Raw genomic sequence first — 17,741 nt, 5'->3', positions numbered from 1 at the left:
GGCCAAAGGCCTTTTGCGGCTTGCCTATTTGCATGCAGTCGCGGCTAGCTTTCTCTATCACCTTGCCAAGAAAGGCTGGGACGATGTCGTCCTGATTGAACGCAAGGAACTGACCTCCGGTTCGACGTGGCATGCTGCTGGTCTGCTGCCTCTGTTCAACATGAGCTACTCGGTTGGTCAGATCCACAAGTACTCGGTTCGCTTCTATCAGGAGCTTCAGCAGGAAACCGGCATGAATGTCGGCTTCAGCCGGGTCTCCAACATCCGCCTGGCACGTACCAAGGATCGCTGGGACGAGTACATGTACTATGCCGGCATCGCCGAGACGATCGGCGTCAAGGTGAACGTGCTGACGCCCGAACAGGTCAAGGAAATCTGGCCGCTCTGCGAGACCGACGGTCTGCTCGGTGCGATCCAGCATCCCGATGACGGCTACATCCAGCCGGCTGATCTGACATAGGCGCTTGCCAAGGGTGCACGCGAGCGTGGCGCTACGATCTACCGCAACACCACCGTCACAGCGATCGAACAGCAGCCGGACGGTCTGTGGAAGGTGACGACAGACAAGGGCGAAATCACCGCCGAGCATATCATCAGCTGTACCGGCAACTTTGCCCGCAAGACCGGTGAGATGGTCGGGATCAACACTCCAGTCATCCCGGTCGAACACCAGTACATCGTCACCGAGCCGCATCCGGCCATCCTCGAGCGCAAGGCCAAGGGTCTGCCAGAGATGGGCGTGCTGCGCGAATCCGACAGCGCCTGGTACATGCGCGAGGAAAACGACGGCCTCATTCTCGGGCCTTATGAGCACGGCGCACCGGTCTGTTATGTCAACGGTCCATCGGACGAGCGAATACGAACTCTTTCATGAAGAGCTTGATCGCCTGATGCCGCATATCGAGACCGCCATTGCCTGCGTCCCGGCCTTCGGCGAGGTCGGCATCAAGAAGGTATATAACGGTGCCATCGCCTACACGCCTGATGGTAACCCGATTGTCGGCCCGGCGCCGGGCCTCAAGAATTTCTGGCTCAACGAAGGTCACTCCTTCGGTATCACCGCAGCAGGCGGCGCCGGTTGGCAGTTGGCGGAATGGATCGTAGACGGCGAGCCGACCGGGTGTCGACCCCCGCGATCAAGATCCTCGGCACGACGTACAACGCGACGGTCGTTGGCGAGAGCCCCTTCGATCCAGACAACGCGGCGCTGCGCGCATAGTCTCTTAAGCATGTTTTGAAGAATGTCAGGGCGGCCCTCGTGGCCGCCTTTTTGTTGGTCAATGAAGGCGGCCGATTAATACTTATTCAAATCAGGTATTGTACCGATTTCAGCCGGGGACAGGAGTTTTATCAAAAGGTTTCGAAATGGCATTTTTGGGTATTTCGGGAATGCAATATTCCGGAGGCATGTTTGCTGATGCGCGCGTTATTCTGGCCGAGGATTCGAACGTATTCACGTCGATGATCGGCAAGCGGCTGAAGGAACTGTTCGATATTGACGTGGAAATCTGCCGGTCTTTCGAAGACCTGCAGCTGTCCTACGACAAGTCGACCGACCCGATTACGCTGGCCATCTCCAACATCAATCTGCCGGGTGCCGAGAACGGCGAGGCACTGGAATACCTGGTCGATCTCAGCATCCCGACCATCGTCTTCACCGGGACCTTCCAGGAAGGCATGCGCGACAAGCTCATGGCCAAAGACATCGTCGACTACATCCTCAAGGACAACGTCTTCGCCGTCGACCTTCTTGCGGAGTCGATCTGCCGCTTCCTGACCAACCATCGTCATCACGTTCTGATCGTCGATGACAGCCCGACGGCTCGCGCGCTGTTGTCGAGCCGCCTCAAGCGGTACAATTTCCGGGTCAGCACAGCCGACAGCGGTGCCAAGGCGCTCGAGATCCTCAAGGCCAACGGCGACATCGGTTTGATGATCACCGATTACAACATGCCCGATATCGATGGCTTCGAACTGACCCGGCGCATCCGCGCCAGCATCGGTTCGCATGAGCTGCGCATTATCGGCGTGTCGTCATCGTCGAACCGGCTGCTGTCGGCGCGCTTCCTCAAGGCCGGTGGCAACGACTTCATGCTACGGCCGTTCATCGATGAGGAGTTCTACTGCCGCGTCAACCAGAACCTCGATACCCTGCTGCAGATCCAGTCGATGCGCAAGGAACGGGCCGTTGCCTGACACACAGCCTCCGCCCGACGATGTTAGGCGGAGGCTCGCCCGCCCGCTAGAAATCGAGATTTATGCAATTTCAAGTATTGCCAAGTTCCGATATCTTCTCACGCGTGTTTCTGTGAGTTATCTTCACATAAGTCGAGAAGATGGTCGATTCGGACCGCTGCGGCTTTCTGGGGGATAGGGGTGAATGGCTTTCCAGGAGGATCTCCATCGGGATGGATCCGGACCACGTTTTGGCGGTCAATTGATACTCTTGGTTGAAGATTCCCGGATGTTTTCCGTCGTTCTCTGTCACCGCCTTCATGCGGAACTCGGGCTAAACGTCAAGCCGTGCTCTTCCTTGAAAATCCTTAGAGAAACGATCGCCCAGGCGCCGAACGATTACACAATGGCGATTGTCGACCTCAATCTGCCCGACGCGCCCTATGGCGAAGCGCTCGACTGCACCATACAGGCTGGCATTCCGGCCATTGTTTTCACCGCCACTTTCGACCTCGATACGCGCAACCGCATCATGGAGCGCAATGTTATCGACTATGTGCTGAAGGACAATGAGTTCGCGCTCGACAACGTTGTCGCCAGCGTCAGACGGGTGTTGTCGAACAGGAAAACGCGGGTTCTGGTGGTCGACGATGTTGATTCCGCGCGCCATTTTCTTGTCAGGCTGCTCGAAGCGCAGCAATACGTGGTTGTCGAGGCTGCGTCCGGGCCCGAAGCCTTCGCCGCGCTCGAGGCCTACGACGATATCGAGATTGTCGTCACGGATCATCATATGCCCGACATTAGCGGCTACGAATTGACGCGGCGGATACGGCGACGCTTCGGCTCGGACAGGCTGCGGATCATCGGGGTTTCGTCTTCGAACGATCGCATGCTCTCTGCAAGCTTCCTGAAGGCCGGTGCATCCGATTTTCTCTACAGGCCGTTCGTGGCCGAAGAATTGCAGTGCCGGATCGCCAATAACGTCGAGACCTTGACACAGATGAAGCAACTCCGGGCAGTTGCTGCCTGCGACTACCTGACTGGGCTCTACAATCGCCGCTATTTCTATGATCTCGGGCCGAAGCTGGTGAATGACTGCCTGCGTCAGAACGCCACGGCCGCCGTTGCGGTGCTCGACATCGATCATTTCAAGCGGCTGAACGACACCTATGGGCATGAGATAGGCGATGAGGTGCTGAAGGCGGTTGCAGATCGGCTGGCGACGATCTTCGACGGGGGCGACAACCTGCTTTCGCGCCTTGGCGGGGAGGAGTTTGCGATCCTGTTCCCGATGATGGATTCGATTGCCGCGAGCAAGCTGTGTGACGAGATACGGTCAGATATCTCACGTCTGAAGGTTATGGCGGATGACGAAGAGCTTTCCGTTACCGTATCGATTGGCGTTGCCGAAATTTCCGACTACGAAACCTTCGACAACTATCTGAACGCCGCTGACCAGTTTCTCTATATGGCAAAGCACAAGGGGCGCAATCAGGTCTATTCCGACGCGCGTATGACGGAGGAGGCGGCCCAATAGCCGCCCCCGGGCTGACATCACGCAGCGATAGACTGGCGTGCTGTTGCCATCGTCATCTTGCGCTCTGCACGCTCCTGCTGCGGCGAACGATGATAGAGTTCGCGATAACACTTGGAGAAGTGCGAGGCCGAAACGAAGCCGCAGGCAACGGCCACTTCGACGACCGGCATGGAAGACTGCACCAGCAGATGGCGGGCGCGATCAAGCCGTATTTCCAGATAATAACGGGCGGGCGAGCGCCCCATTTCCTGGCGGAACAGCCGTTCGATCTGCCGGCGTGACAGGTCGACGCCGTCTGCGATTTCCAGAAGCGACAGTGGTTCGGAGAGATTGCCTTCCATGAGTTCGATGATGGAAAGAACCTTGGCATTCTGGACGCCGAGACGCGCGCGCAGCGGCAGGCGCTGGCGGTCGTTCGGGCTGCGTACGCGATCGGTCAGGTGCTGCTCACAGACTCGGTTCACCAGTGTTTCACCGAAATCCTGGCCGATCAGATTGAGCATCATATCGAGCGACGCGGTGCCGCCGGCACAGGTATAGAGATTGCTGTCCACCTCATAGAGATCGGCATAGACCTCGGCCTGCGGAAAGGCTTCCGAAAAGCCAGGCAGGTTTTCCCAGTGGATCGCACAGCGCTTGCCATTCAGAAGCCCCGCCTGCGCGAGGATATGTGCGCCCGTACAGAGGCTGCCGACGGCAACGCCGCGATTGTAGGATTCGCGCAACCAGGCGCTGACCGACTTGTTATTGAAGTCCTCGACATCAATGCCGGAACAGACCAGCACCATGCTCGGGCGATGCTCGCCACCGAGGTTGCGGCGCTCGTCGGAAAGCGACGTGTTTGCCTCGACGCCGATGCCGCAGGAAGAATAGACCTTCTGCCCGTCAACCGAAGTCAGCCGCCATGTATAGGCTTGGTAGCCAAGCATGCGATTGGCAATACGCAGCGTATCGATTGCCGCCGAGAAAGGCAGCATCGTAAACTGCGGGACCATGAAGAAGACGAGAGACCGTTGCTTATGCGACATCTTGTTCATGAGACAAATCCCTGCTGGAGGTGCGAATGCACTATTCGTTGCTTGGAATACGTCGTTTCGATATCCTGAAAGCGACATTCTCATGGATAAATGCGGCCGCAAAGAGTAAATTTGCGACATTGCTGAAATTGACGATGATCAAATGACGATCGTTGTCTTCAAAAGTTCAAAAACAGGCGATTTTGCAGAATACATGCATCTGAAATTCAAGATTTAATTGGGTGGCCCTAAAGACGGAGAAGCGGCGCTGCACGAAGGCACGGCGCCGCTTTCACGCGGGGAGGAATGTCGGATTCATTACATAGCCTTGCGTTCATCCGCGTCATCCGCTGACGGCCAGCCAATGTCCTTGCGCATGTCGAAAGGCATGGATTCGATTTCGCGGGCAACCTGCCACTGATGCCATGCATGAACCAGCTTGCGGGCGTAGTCAGCAAGATGCAGATGGGCTTCGCTTGAGGGCGTCTTGGTATGGCTGAAGGTAATCGTCGTCATGTCCGTTTTCCTTTCCTCGTCGGATGACGCTTGTTTCATGGTTAGAATATGGGTGTTTCGCTCCCATCAATCAAACGAATAGAGTTTATGGATACCATCAGTGTTTTTGAATGATGACGGCAGGCATGCACAGACCGAGCGGAGGCGCTCATATCGCCGGAAAAAAAGCTTTACTCTGATCGGAAAAAAGCTTTCCTCAAACGGAAAGAAGTTCGACTTCCGGAATCAACCTTTTTTCCCGCACTCAGTATTTTCAATGCGTCGCGAGTTTTTTGAATTGACAGCACCGACCCTGATTTTAAACGGGCGGCGGCGATAGCTAAATTGCGTCTTCAGATTCGGGTTCGATTGCCCGTGTGTGTCGAATCTCACCCGCTTGCACCCGGATCTCCGGCGAACGTACGGTCACCGTTGATGATCGGCACACGACTTGAGGCCTGCCACAAGAATGCGGTAGTTACCCGACGAGCCTTGCTCGTTGCCAGCGCCATCGGACAGCACTGATGCGCAACAAAAGCTGGAGCTCCGTCGAGCTTCCGCAACCGTGTCGTAGCAATCCTAATTTCAGCCTATCGCTAGGAGCCAGGAACACGCTCTAGCTCGACCATTCTTCAATTGCACGAAACACTTCGCGCGCTGCCAAGTCATGAACGTCATACCCTGGCGCGGTGTACTGAGTGCAAGTGACGGACTTTTTAGAACCGGTTCATGCGGCTCAGTTCGTCGGCTCGGGGGTTAAGGCTTAGCAACAGGCGGCTCTTCGCCGTAGTCATAGTTCAGAAAGGTTGTCCGGATTCCCCAACCTTCCGCGTCGTCGCGATGAACGAATGTGATGCCGCGGCGCTGGTAATGGCGCATGAGCTTTTCCACGCTAACGATCCCAGCAGTACCTGCCTCCGCCATTTGAATCGTTTTCCTGCTAACGCCAGAATCGGTCGACACCTCGGTCTGCGACAGACCAAGGAGGTTCCGTGCTGCAATGAGCATGCGAGGTGGCGGTCTCATTAAGGACTGAGTGTCATCAATTCCTTTGCAGGGCAAATAATAGTTGACAATCACCCAAATGAAGCAAATAAGGAGTCAAAAAGCGTAAATAGTTACGCTATAAGCGAGATGCGAAGCCTTGGGGCGTTCGCAGCGAATCGAAGAGGACGTCACTTGACTTACCAATGGCTCGACGGCGCAACTGTACTCGATCTCTTACACGATCTCCGGCGCGCTGCGTCTGGTGATGTCGAGGGTTTGCAGATCGATCGGGCACCTTCGCTCTTCGACCACAGGCCCGTGATAGGACAAGCGTTTGCACTAAAGGGGATCGTGACCGGTCATCCGCATCTCAGCGACGGCAGGGAGATCGTCACGAGCCAGCTCTTTTACCTGAACTCTGAGATCGGCATCGCACGAACGATGAACCGCTGGTATCGCCTCCGCGGCCCCGGGCGAGGGCACTGAAAATGAGGTTCGACAATAGCTCCTCACGACTCCAGCACTATTTCCAGGATCTCGGTACGCTCCTTGCTGTCTTCGGTCTGGTGCGAGCTTTAAAAGCGGCGGATCTGTTGAAGTCCAGCGTGGCCGGCTTTGTGATCTTTGTGGTTCCTAAGGGCTTCCGCACCGACGAGTACGAAGCAGCAGCATTCGCCATCTTGGGGGCCACCCGGGGAGACTGGATGGAACAGAATGTGAAGGTACGCCCCGCGAATCCTCCGAGACGAAAACAGAGTCCCCACAAGCGCATATCAATATTCGACATCAAAGGTCTCGACGTGCTGATCGCCAAGAGCATCGATGAAGTGCCGAAGGACGTCCGCTTTGCGGCTACGGCCGTGATGTATGTAGATCGACCTACCCCGGAGCACATCAACGCTGCACGTCGTCTGTCCGGAAGGAAGCCATTGTCTCACGAGGTGGCTGCATTGATCGCCGCGAAGCCACAGAACGTGCTCATGGCCGCTGTTCTCAAGCCGAACCTGATCGAAGACAGGATTGGTGAGATCAACGATCTAAGTCGCCGCGAAACTGGTGGAGCAAGCCTGTTCGAGCTTCCGGGGTATGACGAACTGAAGCCATGGGCAAAAAAGCTCTGCGCAGATGTCGAACGGTGGCGAGCCGGCACGCTGGGTTGGAAGCTCGTGACGCGCGGAGCGCTCATATCTGGCCCGCCAGGCACGGGAAAAACCTTGTTTGCGGAAGGACTCGCGAATGCTCTTGGTATGAAGCTGATTTCAACCACGGTTGGAAGCTGGCAAGCCGAGGGTCATCTCGATGACATGCTCGCGGCAATGAGGAAATCTTTCAGCGACGCTGACGACGGAGAGGGCTCAGTCCTTTTCATCGACGAACTCGACGGCATTGGAAGCAGGACCGCTCGGGTCGGTCAAAATGAAATCTACTGGCGGAATGTCATCAATGAGTTTCTCTCCTTGCTGAGCAACTTAGGAGACGGCGTCGTAGTGATCGGTGCAACCAATTTTCCGGAATGGATCGATCCTGCGATTTTGCGGGACGGGCGCCTTGAGAACCACTTCGAGCTCACTCTGCCAGATCAAAAGCTGCGGACTGAAATTCTAAAGCACCATGCCGGTGAGGGTATGTCCTTCGAATCCTTGTTCGACATCGCTGACGACTTGAAAGGCAGGTCGGGTGCTGTCCTCGAGCGGCTCGTGCGTGACGCGCGCGAGGCCGCCAGAAACGAGGACAGGGAGCTGGAACTCCAGGATATCAGAGACCGCCTCCCTGAAAAAATGCGATACACGGGAGAGCAACAGCTCAGGCTGGCCGTACACGAGGCCGGTCATGCGCTGGTGTCCCTATCGCTTCAACATTCCACGAGCGCGACTATCGAGATAAAGGATAGCTTTGATCCGACCGCGACCGAGTTCCTCGGGGGGATGACGAGCTACACACTCATTGACGATTATTTCCCGACGGAAACCAGTTTGCTCAATCGCATCGCGGTCAGTTTGGCTGGCATGGCTGCTGAGGCGGCGATTTTCGGAGACCGAAGCATCGGGTCGGGCGGTACCGTTGGCAGCGACATCGAGCGCGCTACGACCGTCGCGCGGCGGATGGTCGCGACCTACGGGCTTGGAAAGACGCCGACGTTCCTGGGCACTCCGAGAGAGCTCGGGGACGGCCCGCTGCCCGAAAGAGTGGAAGCGGAAGTAGCGGATATCGTGGCGGGACAGTGGGAGCGGGTTTCGGCGATGCTTACCAAGGAGCATGACCGCGTATTTGCCCTCGCAGTCGATGTGGTGACTCATGGAACTTTAAGGATCGAAAGGGACAGCATCGCAGCCCCGGGATAGTCGGGTATCGCGGTCGCGTGGATTCGAATACGAGTCTTTGCCGTTTCCGAGAAGGCCTTCAAGGTGAAGGCTTGCACGGCGTTGTCCGCCGGGCGCAATCAGAGCGAGGGAGTCCGTCAGGCAGGCCGGGTGGTGCTGTTCCACAACGCTTCCGGGAAGTGGTCGATCTGCATCACACCGCAGTCTTGGCGATGCCAAAGATTCACTGCATCGTGTGGCCATCACGCACGCATTGTCGGTCTGGTTGATGCGCTATTCGCCGTCATCGGCATCAGGATCCTTCGCGAAGAGCGGCCAAGGCCTCCCGGACCTCAAATCGGGGTGGCGGGGCTCCCTATCCGGCGCACCGTGCTGGTCACGAATTTTGTCGATAGATGAAAGGCATCGCGCCGCTGGATCAGAAATGCCGCCGTCAATAGTCAGCGCGAGGAGTTGGCTCCGCAATTCCGCCGCTGGCACCGGCACGATGTTATATGCACCGCGCCAATCCGTGTCTGGAACTTGGCTCGTGATGGCGAATTCAATTGACCTACTGGTCACGAAAGAACGGCCCGAACTGATTTCCATTTGCACAAGCAAGAGGATGTCGGCGCTGTCAGGATTTTCAGCAATGACACCTGCAAGGAATTCCCGCGGACGATCCATAGGTCCTTCCGCGATTTTGGTCCGTACATATTCTCGCACGGCGGGGTGCTCCGCAATTAAACTTGAGAACTCACGCTGCCAATGCCATGCATCGCGAACGTTGCCTGCCATTGCAGCGCTGGCAGTGAGGTCAACCAGGTGCCTTGCAGCGGAAGATGTTCTGCGCCGCAGAACCGCGGTGCGCCAGTGCTGGTCTGAGTAGAGCCGCGGTTCTTGCTGGGCAAGCTTGAATAGTGCTGTTTCGGCCCCTTGTATTGGCGTGCTGCCGAGGCCTCGAAACACGTCTTCCAGCATATGACGATGTTGCAGCGGAGGAGGGAGGCTTTCTAAGATCTTTGGAAGACACGAAAGCGGGGTCGAAAACGGCAACAGACGCAGCCAATCGCGTAGCTGATATGCATCGCTTTGTTGGAGGATCCAAGGCTCGGCCTTAGCGGCTTCAAGTGTCTCGGCGATTCCTGCTTCCACGCGTCCGATGTCGATGTCTTCCCCCGCCAGCACGAGCGACAGGAGGAGTGCGGCACGCTGCTGCCTTTGCGCGGCGGCGATGAGATGTTCGATTATCGCACTTTGATCGCCGTGTGGAAGGCGTGAACCGACGGCGCCGAGGGTCACGGCAAGCTTCAATTGATCAGTTGTTGCACCATCGGATAACAGTCCCTCAATCGCGCCGAAAATCAAATCTGCTTCCGCACAGCTTTCGGAGGGACTGGCCGCCCGCGAGGTCCGACGGTCTTCGACTCGAGAAAAATCTACGCCGCCGAAGAATTTTTTGTCGTCCCTTGGCTCGTTGGCTGTCGACCAATGCGCAGCAAGAGCTCTGGCCGCACACTCGCCGAAGGTGGGATCCGTCAGATATTCGGCCAGTATGCGGCGGGATTCATCACCTGTAATCGCCGTGAACGCCTGCTGGTACTCGTGCGTGTGGGGATGTTGCGCTTCATGTTTTGCGGATTGGTCACGCCACTTGCTTGCGTTCGCCTTTTCGAGGAATTCACGGTAGCGTCGAAGATTGTCGTCGAGCAATCTCTTTAGAATTGGCAGCAACGATGCGTCTGCCACAAAGCCTATCAAAGTGGCGATTGAGGCTTTTTCGCCACGGCTTGAGACCTCACTCGCCAACAGGCGCTCGCCCCACCGTTCGACGAGGCTCCTGACTATCGCCAGGTCTTGTTCGCTTATGGGGCGTCCACGCGCGTTGCCCGGATGTGTGGCGTTTCGGCAGAGAAGGCCGGCCATCGGTTCTATGCGCTCATCCGCTGCTCCTGTGGCCAAGGACTCGATGGCGGCAACCAGACTCGCTCCCGGAATGTGGAAAATACGGTCTCGCAGCGCGTGAGATAGGTCGCTTTTAGTCTGATCGTAAGTGCCACCAGACTTGCGAAGATCCGCTCGTATCTCGAGATAGGCTGCGATCAAGCTGGCGGCAGCTTCCGGCCCAAGGATCGAGGCTGCAGCATTCTCCCGGTCGTGTCGCCTTGTAGAACTCGCAAAAGCCATCTCCAAGAGCCCTGGATCATCAAAGGAGTAGCCCGCCTCGGCAAGAACGTCGTCCGAGCCGTAGGGCAATGGCATGTTAGATCGAAGGCGTCGAAGCAACCCCTCAGCAAAAGCTTCAGGGAAGCGCTGGCGTACCTCATGCAGCAAATGGCTTGAGCCGTTCTCAGTTTGATCAATGTCCATCTCTGCGACGAGATCTATCACCTCCGCTGCTCGTTCCCGCCCGTCCCGGGCAAGCAATAGTGACCGGAGCCGGTCACGGGCCGACTGGCGAGTACTAAAGTTGCGTTCGGCCGCAGCTCGCACCTTGTCATTCAAGCGCCCGTCTTTGATATCGTCCAGGTGACCTGACGAATAAAGCAAATCGAACGTCTCATCGGCCGCGTCCTTGAGCAGAGCGAAGAGATGGCGGTCTGCACGCCGGAACAGCAGCGCATGCGCCACCAGCGCCGTGACCTCCGCATCGCCGCCGCTCTTGGCGATCTCTGTTGCGAGATCGAGGCCGTCCATTCCGCTGTTAAAGGCGATCTCGCTCAAGACGTTCTTTCGGATCTCCGGGGACAGCGACGCGATACGGGCCTGCGCATCAGCGCCGAGTACTGAGGTGCGAAACCTGTCCGCGGCCCGGAATGCCCCAAACAGGATTTGATTGTTCAGACTGGTAAGCAACGGCCAGAGTGCGTCGCCGAATTCTGGCCTGCCAGACGTGACCATAAATCTTACTGCGCGATCAATTTTGCCGGGCGTGTGCCACCGGTTCAGGGCCTCGAGGAGCGCCTCCTTGCTCGCATTCCAAACTTCGCTGGTCGCGTTGTAAATCATCTCGGCGGCAAGGATGGGATCGACTTCGAATGCCGCAACAATGCCTTTGGCACTTGCCCTTTTCTCGACAATGCTGCCTCGAGACATCCGTGCCGTGGCAAAGAGAATTGCTTCAGTCCATGAACGATCATTCAAGATCTCAAGCTTCAATCGCTCCGCCGTCTGTGGATCGCTTATCCCGTCAAGCATCATACGCTCGACTTCGTGAGACGCGAACCATTCCTGGAACTGCTGATGTTGGAAAGCGATCCCTGGACTACCGCCGGAGCGCGTCAGAACGTGGCTGCTTACCATCGCGTTCAGTACTTTGTCGGGCTGCGAGATGGCAGCACTCAACTGACCGTCCAAAATAAGCATCTGTGTCGTTTCGCTTATCGTCCGTCGCGCATTGCCGTCCGAAACGGACGTATTGCCTGTTCGTGCCGCCAGATGGGCGAGGTTGGTCAAATACTGGCGATGAAATCCACCTGTCGCCGCCCGGAGAGCGGCAGCATGGCCCGGGTCCTGTTCATGTGCACTCACGAACTCGCCCAGCAGTTCCTCTTTCGTCGCCGGAAAGGGCGAACCCTCTGGTAAGGAAAGGAGGGTCGTAAGGTATAGCGGGATTGTAACAAGTTCTCGAACACCCGGTGTTCGCCAAGCCTGATCCACCAACGCCTCGCCCGGATCACCGCGAATGGATCGCGCTATTTCCATCTGCTGCTCGTCGCCAAGCGGCAGCAGATCTACTTCCGTCCCTCGAAAAGGAATATCGAGGGCCCGCGCTCGGGTTGAAATCAGAAAGCCGAGTTCCGGAAGCTCCGCCCTCAACTGGGATATCTGTACACGGGCTCTTTCACGGGCAAGCTCATCCAGTTCATTCCATCCGTCGAGAAGCATCACCGCACCAGGCTTGGAAGCCACTGCTCGGAAATCGCCTTCCGAGATCGTCGCGAACGCGGGCCGCTTTAAGACAGACGCGAGAATGCTCGACTCGTCATTCGCCCATTCTCCGAGAAGGACGACGAAGGGAGTGCCGCCACCAGTATCAAGAACGCTTTCTGCAATCTGGAAGACGGTGGTGGTTTTCCCCATTCCAGGCGCTGCGACGAGGATGAGATCATCGAAGGTGGTTACCGCATTAGCTAGCGCTCTGGTAGTCAGAGGCTGATCTACACCGCCGACTTTTAAGGTCAGCGCCACGGTTGTGCCGGGCCACTTGGCGGTGCGTCGGAACACTGCGAGATCCGAACTCGCAGCACCTCGGATGCGGGTTGTTAGGGCGTCGGGTGTCGGTGCAGACATCACCGGCCCGAACGGAATATTTTCTACGATGCTCCGCCATGAATCCTTGTCCGTACGGGATTTCCACTCGCGAAGCTCCTCAACAGTAAACTTCGAGTCTCTCGAATCGACAACGCCGGCACAGACGCTGCATAGCCAGATCCCATTGTCCCGCGAACGGCGCTCCTCGGTTGACATATCGGCGTCGTATCGCGGCCCACCGGGTGACGCTGCACAGATATGGGCGGCCTCACCAATATTGATCTCACCGACCCCATCCGACTTCGCGCCCCGCGTCAGGCGACGACATGCTGGATTCGAGCAGTGGTTCCGCGCCTGCCTCTCGATGGTTCGCTTTGTCGCTTTTGTGAAATCGTCTCTATTGTTGCTTGATGCCATTCACTTCTCGAATCGAGACTGCAGACCCGCCGAAGACATAGTACCATTTGGGTTGTGGACCTGGACAGGGGCGCTACCACCCTCTTAGGAGCCGCGAGATGCTTGAAGGTCGCTACCCGCCGATCCACGTTGTTGGCGGTTCTTGCGATTTGTTGAGGGTTTCCAAGATATTGTCATTGTCGTTACGTGGACAGCTACATGATTCGTGCTAGCCACCTCGACTGATCGAGCGTTCTCGATTTGCGAACCCTTGGCGGACCCAGCCACGCAATGCAGCGGGGAGCGAGACCTACAAAAGCAACGCGTTGCAATCGGATGGTGTTCAACAGGGAGACATCGTGTCAAAGGAGATATTGTTTGATGCCGAGGCGCGAAGGCCGTTCGAAGTGCTCGGTCTCGCCGTTAGCGGCGCCGTCCTTGGTCGGTCGCATTTGTTCCGCTTTGCAGAGCACGAGATTCATGTGGTTCTTCCCGTTGAGTCACCGCCGGAAGCAAAGGAATGGCAACAGCGAACCAAAAGAACCGGATGGCGAACGGATGCTCCTGACGATCCAAATACGACCGAACACCAAGTGTTTGAAGTCGAACTCTGCACCGAAATTCCCATTCAGTTAGCAATTGACGAAAGGGCGTTTTCCGAGCCTCCGAAGTCGCGCAATGCCACTGATGGGCAGGAGAAGAAACTAAACCAGACTGCGGACGACTATGCTCGATTGCTCGCAGGTGCATTTGATCATTGGCAACGGGTTCTGCGCTGGGTTGCTGGGCATCGAAGCATTGGCTTCCCATCTGGTACTATTGGCCGGGATCCCTACGGTCAGCGGATAGCAAAGCTCCACCGACGGGGTGACAACAGGAAAGTCTGGTTCCAAACGACATCGGTCGTCGTTCAAATGCAGTCAACGATCAGCTTGCATCGGTGGGAGCATGTTCAGCGTGTGCTGTCATCCGCGGATGAGCCGCCAATCTGGTTCGATTTCATTTCGGAAGCCCATCAGCGATATCTGTCCTATGACTATCGCGGCACGATCATTTCGGCTGCGATCGCATGTGAGACGATCATCCGAAGTATGTTTTGGCTCAACGTGCCAGATGTATCCAATGACGAGGTCCGCGGGATCATTGATCGGGCGCCACTACAGGCGATCCTCGGCAAGTGGGATCATGTTGCCGGCGCTTGCCCGGTCGGTTCATGGGAAAAGGGAAAAGTCCACGCGCTGTTCGACTTGCGCAACACGCTGATGCACTCAGGAGAAATGCACACAGGATCGGAGAAAGTCGAAGCGGCTCTGAAGGCAGCAACTGAATTCGTCAGCCTCGCCGATCGTGCATTTTGTCTGCGCAAGGACATTCCTGATTGGCCCGGACTTTATCGGGCACTCGACTAGCTCCTGCCCTCCGAAAGGTGCGGCCGAATGGCTCAGGATTTGGGTTCGATCAATTGCAATAGTCAAATTCACAAGGATGTGTAGCGGCATCCTTCAAGCCGGCTCGATAAGATGCGAGCCCAAAGCTAAGACCTTCGAGATAGAGCGGAAATGGGCTCTGGACGCTGCTGGTGTCTCGCCAACCGAGGACAAACTTTATTGCCTTTGGAAATGGCAGTTGGGCGAGATCGAAGCCGCGAAGGCCAGTGCTGCGGCCTGAGTGCCGCATGGCAAAGCGGAGCTGCGGACAGTGGGCGAAGCTTTGGCCGTCAATGCCTCAACGTTAAAAGTGTTCTGACGCTCGGATTACCTCGCGACTAGGCTGTGAGAAAACGGGCTTGCGTACCCGCCGACCCCAGGTCACGCTGTATTGATAGAGAAAGAAAGGGCCGCCATGCGACCGATGGATACGATTTACCTCGTTGATGAAGATACGGGCACCATTATTCCCGTCGAAGCAGGACGCTATAGAGTCATCCGGAACAACGACGCCGTTTGACATCCTTGAGGACCAGAATTGGTACATGCGTCGTCCCAAAAAGCTTGCGGGTGCGATCGGCTCTTCTGACCTGGGATACATCGATCTCGGCTGATCGTGTGGATGGCCGAATGCATGAGGCATCTTATGGCTTCCCGGGAGACTGGGCATGCCACCTCGTGGAAAGAGTGAAGCGGGCAAAGCGGGCGACGCCGTCCCGATTGGAGAAACGGAAGACAACACAGAAACATTTGACGAGGCGCTCATCAAAGCCGGCTCCAACTCGGCAAAGGTAGGGAGAAAGATCGTGTCGAAAGGAAAAAGGAGAGAGACGCTCAAGAAATGGCCACCCAAGTCCCCAGGCAAATAGCGAAGATGAGATTGGGAGTTCGACGGGAGACATCGACGAGCACAAGAACCTTGCAGGACGGAAGTCTGCCTTCTTTGCATTGGCTTGCCGTATTCTGGCCGCACTCCCTTGAACAAGCCGCTGGCCCGGTGCGGCCTCGAATAATTTGAGCACAAATTACTTGGGTTGGCTTTCTCCCTGGCTGGCGAGGTAGGCCTCCAAATTTGTGATGTCCTCGGGGGACTTGAGTCCAGTGAAGGACATTTTATTGCCGGGAAGGAATTTTTTCGGCGCTGTGAGGTATTCCGCCAGTTTGCCTTGGTCCCAGACCAGTCCTTGATTGCCCGCGGTCTTCATCGCTTCCGAATAGCTGACATAGGACTCGACCGACCCCGCTCGTCGACCAATGATTCCGAGGAGATGTGGGCCGATCTTGTTCTCCGGTTTGTCGGCGTTGTGGCAGGCAACGCACTTCTTGAAGACCGTGGCGCCCTCTACAACATTTCCTGCTGCTTGAGTTGTAAATGGAGCAAGCCCTACAAAGACGGCTACCATTGACGTTCTAAATATCATGAGGGTTCCTACTTGAAAAAAGTGACCGGTCGCCCGGTCACAGGTGGCGCGGGCCATGTGTGAACCCGAACCGCGCGGGGAGGGCCGACCGCTGGGCGGCGGAGTGCAGTCAGATCGTGCCAGAGGACATCTGTTGTGCAATGTATTCCGCCTGTCGGATCGCGAGTGAGACGATCGTCAGGGTTGGGTTCTCCGCGCCGCCGCTCGTGAATTGACTGCCATCGGAGACGAACAGGTTCTTGATATCGTGCGTCTGGCCCCACTTGTTCACGACGCCGTCTTTTGCTTTCTCGCTCATTCGGTTGGTACCGAGGTTATGGGTTGAGGGATAGGGTGGCGTGGGGAAAGAGCGGGTGGCTCCGACTGCTGCGTAGAGAGCCATCCCCTGCTTGTAGGCGTGATTACGCATCGCGTTGTCGTTTGGATGGTCGGTAAACCACACGTCAGGGATCGGCATACCATACTGATCCTTGAGCTCAGTGTGGAGCTTTACCGCATTTTGCTCCTGGGGCAGATCCTCACCGACGATCCACATGCCTGCCATATTGGCGTACTGGTCAAGCGCCGAAGTGAAGGAGCGACCCCAGCCGCCAGGATCAAGAAACGCGGCCATGAAGGGAATCCCCAGTGACAGAGTTTCGAGCTCGTAGCCGCCCACGAAACCTCGCGAGGGGTCATGTCTTGCCTCGTCTCGGATGACGCCGGCCATCGTCGTTCCGCGATACATGTGTACAGGCTTCTCAAAGACGGCATAGACCGATCCGGTGGTATGCCGCATATAGTTTTTCCCGACTTGCCCGGAAGAGTTTGCTAAACCGTCCGGAAACTTCGAGGAATGTGAATTCAAGAGTAGGCGTGGGCTTTCGATTGAGTTGCCAGCGACTGCGACGATGCGTGCCTTCTGTTCATGCAGCTTCCCGTCCCTATCGGCGTAGACGACACCGGTGACCTTACCGTTGTTGTCATGCTCGATTTTTACGACGTGCGAGTTGGGCCGGACTTCAAGCTTCCCAGTCGCTTCACCCTTTGGAATCTCGGTGTAGAGAGTTGACCACTTCGCACCCCATTTGCACCCTTGGAAACAGAAACCAGTCTGCTGACAGCCCATGCGGTCGTCACGGTCGGCTGAATTGATGGCCATGTGGCCGGTATGACATTCCTTATAGCCGAGTTTGTCTGCCCCGGCCTTAAAGACCTTGAAGTTGTTGTTGCCCGGCAGCCCCTCAATCCCGTTCGTCCGGGTGACCCCCATTTTGTCCTCGGCTCGTGCGTAATAGGGCTCAAGATCCGCGAGTGTGATCGGCCAGTCCAACATATTGGCGCCCTTGATCTCGCCGTAGTGTGTGAGGGTCTTGAATTCGTGCTCCTGAAAGCGGAGCGAAGCGCCCGCCCAGTGTGTGGTCGTCCCGCCGACGGCCTTTACGATCCAGGCGGGCAGGTTGGGGAAGTCCTTGTGGACACGCCACCCGCCGCTAGCCGTTCGATTGTCCAGCCAAGCGAGCTGCTTGAAGCTGTCCCATTCGTCGTTGATGAAATCCTCGTGCTCGATGCGGTTGCCCGCCTCGAGGACAACGACGTCTACGCCTTTCTGTGCCAGTTCGTTTCCGAGCGTGCCGCCGCCGGCGCCGGAGCCGATTATGACGACAACGCTTGCGTCGTTGAGACCGTATGGAGCTGCCATGCTATCCTCCCGGATAAAAATGATGTCACGAAGATGCCGCTCGCCTCCTCTG

Annotated in this window: 12 protein-coding genes and 1 pseudogene; 7 read left to right on the top strand and 6 right to left on the bottom strand. The window is 56.7% G+C overall.

Going from position 1 to position 17,741, the window contains the following annotated elements; translation table 11 throughout:
* Nucleotides 1-13 precede the first annotated feature (13 nt).
* The 4 genes and pseudogenes from ATY79_RS22380 to ATY79_RS22370 form a co-directional block, all read left to right on the top strand.
* Nucleotides 14-1,118, top strand: a pseudogene (locus ATY79_RS22380) (FAD-binding oxidoreductase); the annotation flags it as partial.
* Entirely contained in the window at nt 1,094-1,219 is a 126-nt protein-coding gene (locus ATY79_RS31920) for a hypothetical protein (RefSeq protein ID WP_280950700.1), read from the top strand. The pseudogene ATY79_RS22380 and the gene ATY79_RS31920, both read left to right, overlap by 25 nt.
* 146 nt (nt 1,220-1,365) lie before the next feature.
* Nucleotides 1,366-2,196 (top strand): response regulator, encoded by an 831-nt coding sequence (locus ATY79_RS22375; RefSeq protein WP_088704926.1) that lies wholly within the window; start codon nt 1,366-1,368, stop codon nt 2,194-2,196.
* A gap of 184 nt (nt 2,197-2,380) precedes the next feature.
* The gene (locus ATY79_RS22370; RefSeq protein ID WP_088694410.1) at nt 2,381-3,712 is read left to right on the top strand and encodes a diguanylate cyclase; all 1,332 of its coding nucleotides are present in this window, start codon (nt 2,381-2,383) and stop codon (nt 3,710-3,712) included.
* A gap of 17 nt (nt 3,713-3,729) precedes the next feature.
* Here the strand turns inward: ATY79_RS22370 and ATY79_RS22365 are convergent, their stop codons facing one another.
* The 3 genes from ATY79_RS22365 to ATY79_RS22355 form a co-directional block, all read right to left on the bottom strand.
* A complete protein-coding gene (locus ATY79_RS22365; RefSeq protein WP_088694409.1) occupies nt 3,730-4,749 on the bottom strand; it encodes a GlxA family transcriptional regulator in 1,020 nt (339 codons plus the stop codon).
* Nucleotides 4,750-5,046: 297 nt separating this feature from the next.
* On the bottom strand, nt 5,047-5,244 hold the full coding sequence (locus ATY79_RS22360) for a hypothetical protein (protein WP_088694408.1): 198 nt from the start codon (nt 5,242-5,244) through the stop codon (nt 5,047-5,049).
* 735 nt (nt 5,245-5,979) lie between these two features.
* On the bottom strand, nt 5,980-6,231 hold the full coding sequence (locus ATY79_RS22355) for a helix-turn-helix transcriptional regulator (RefSeq protein ID WP_189638059.1): 252 nt from the start codon (nt 6,229-6,231) through the stop codon (nt 5,980-5,982).
* A 171-nt stretch (nt 6,232-6,402) separates the two neighbouring features.
* On the opposite strand from ATY79_RS22355, the gene ATY79_RS22350 reads away from it, so the two are divergent.
* Together ATY79_RS22350 and ATY79_RS22345 are read left to right on the top strand one after the other, a co-directional pair.
* Nucleotides 6,403-6,696, top strand: a complete 294-nt coding sequence (locus ATY79_RS22350) for a DUF6634 family protein (RefSeq protein WP_141105760.1) — start codon at nt 6,403-6,405, stop codon at nt 6,694-6,696.
* Between the two features lie 2 nt (nt 6,697-6,698).
* Entirely contained in the window at nt 6,699-8,552 is a 1,854-nt protein-coding gene (locus ATY79_RS22345; protein ID WP_088704923.1) for an AAA family ATPase, read from the top strand.
* Nucleotides 8,553-8,804: 252 nt separating this feature from the next.
* On the opposite strand, the gene ATY79_RS22340 is transcribed toward ATY79_RS22345, so the two are convergent.
* Nucleotides 8,805-13,181, bottom strand: coding sequence for a hypothetical protein (locus ATY79_RS22340; protein ID WP_088704922.1), 4,377 nt, complete (start codon nt 13,179-13,181; stop codon nt 8,805-8,807).
* Between the two features lie 386 nt (nt 13,182-13,567).
* Here ATY79_RS22340 and ATY79_RS22335 point away from each other — a divergent pair, with 386 nt between their 5' ends.
* Complete coding sequence (locus ATY79_RS22335) at nt 13,568-14,569, top strand: hypothetical protein (protein WP_141105759.1); 1,002 nt, start codon at nt 13,568-13,570, stop codon at nt 14,567-14,569.
* Between the two features lie 1,043 nt (nt 14,570-15,612).
* Here the strand turns inward: ATY79_RS22335 and ATY79_RS22320 are convergent.
* Complete coding sequence (locus ATY79_RS22320; protein ID WP_245312429.1) at nt 15,613-16,065, bottom strand: cytochrome c family protein; 453 nt, start codon at nt 16,063-16,065, stop codon at nt 15,613-15,615.
* Between the two features lie 52 nt (nt 16,066-16,117).
* Complete coding sequence (locus ATY79_RS22315; RefSeq protein WP_088704917.1) at nt 16,118-17,689, bottom strand: GMC family oxidoreductase; 1,572 nt, start codon at nt 17,687-17,689, stop codon at nt 16,118-16,120.
* Between the last annotated feature and the right edge of the window lie 52 nt (nt 17,690-17,741).

The sequence above is a fragment of the Rhizobium sp. R693 genome, assembly GCF_002211315.1.
GTDB lineage: Bacteria > Pseudomonadota > Alphaproteobacteria > Rhizobiales > Rhizobiaceae > Rhizobium.
Note: the sequence above shows the minus strand (reverse complement) of the source record. Positions and strands in the feature narration are given on the sequence as shown.

Coding starts and splice junctions, on each gene's coding strand:
- ATY79_RS31920 (WP_280950700.1), top strand. CDS start 1,094: ATGGATCGTAGACGGCGAGCCGACCGGGTGTCGACCCCCGCGATCAAG.
- ATY79_RS22375 (WP_088704926.1), top strand. CDS start 1,366: ATGGCATTTTTGGGTATTTCGGGAATGCAATATTCCGGAGGCATGTTT.
- ATY79_RS22370 (WP_088694410.1), top strand. CDS start 2,381: ATGGCTTTCCAGGAGGATCTCCATCGGGATGGATCCGGACCACGTTTT.
- ATY79_RS22365 (WP_088694409.1), bottom strand. CDS start 4,749: ATGAACAAGATGTCGCATAAGCAACGGTCTCTCGTCTTCTTCATGGTC.
- ATY79_RS22360 (WP_088694408.1), bottom strand. CDS start 5,244: ATGACGACGATTACCTTCAGCCATACCAAGACGCCCTCAAGCGAAGCC.
- ATY79_RS22355 (WP_189638059.1), bottom strand. CDS start 6,231: ATGCTCATTGCAGCACGGAACCTCCTTGGTCTGTCGCAGACCGAGGTG.
- ATY79_RS22345 (WP_088704923.1), top strand. CDS start 6,699: ATGAGGTTCGACAATAGCTCCTCACGACTCCAGCACTATTTCCAGGAT.
- ATY79_RS22340 (WP_088704922.1), bottom strand. CDS start 13,181: ATGGCATCAAGCAACAATAGAGACGATTTCACAAAAGCGACAAAGCGA.
- ATY79_RS22320 (WP_245312429.1), bottom strand. CDS start 16,065: ATGGCCCGCGCCACCTGTGACCGGGCGACCGGTCACTTTTTTCAAGTA.
- ATY79_RS22315 (WP_088704917.1), bottom strand. CDS start 17,689: ATGGCAGCTCCATACGGTCTCAACGACGCAAGCGTTGTCGTCATAATC.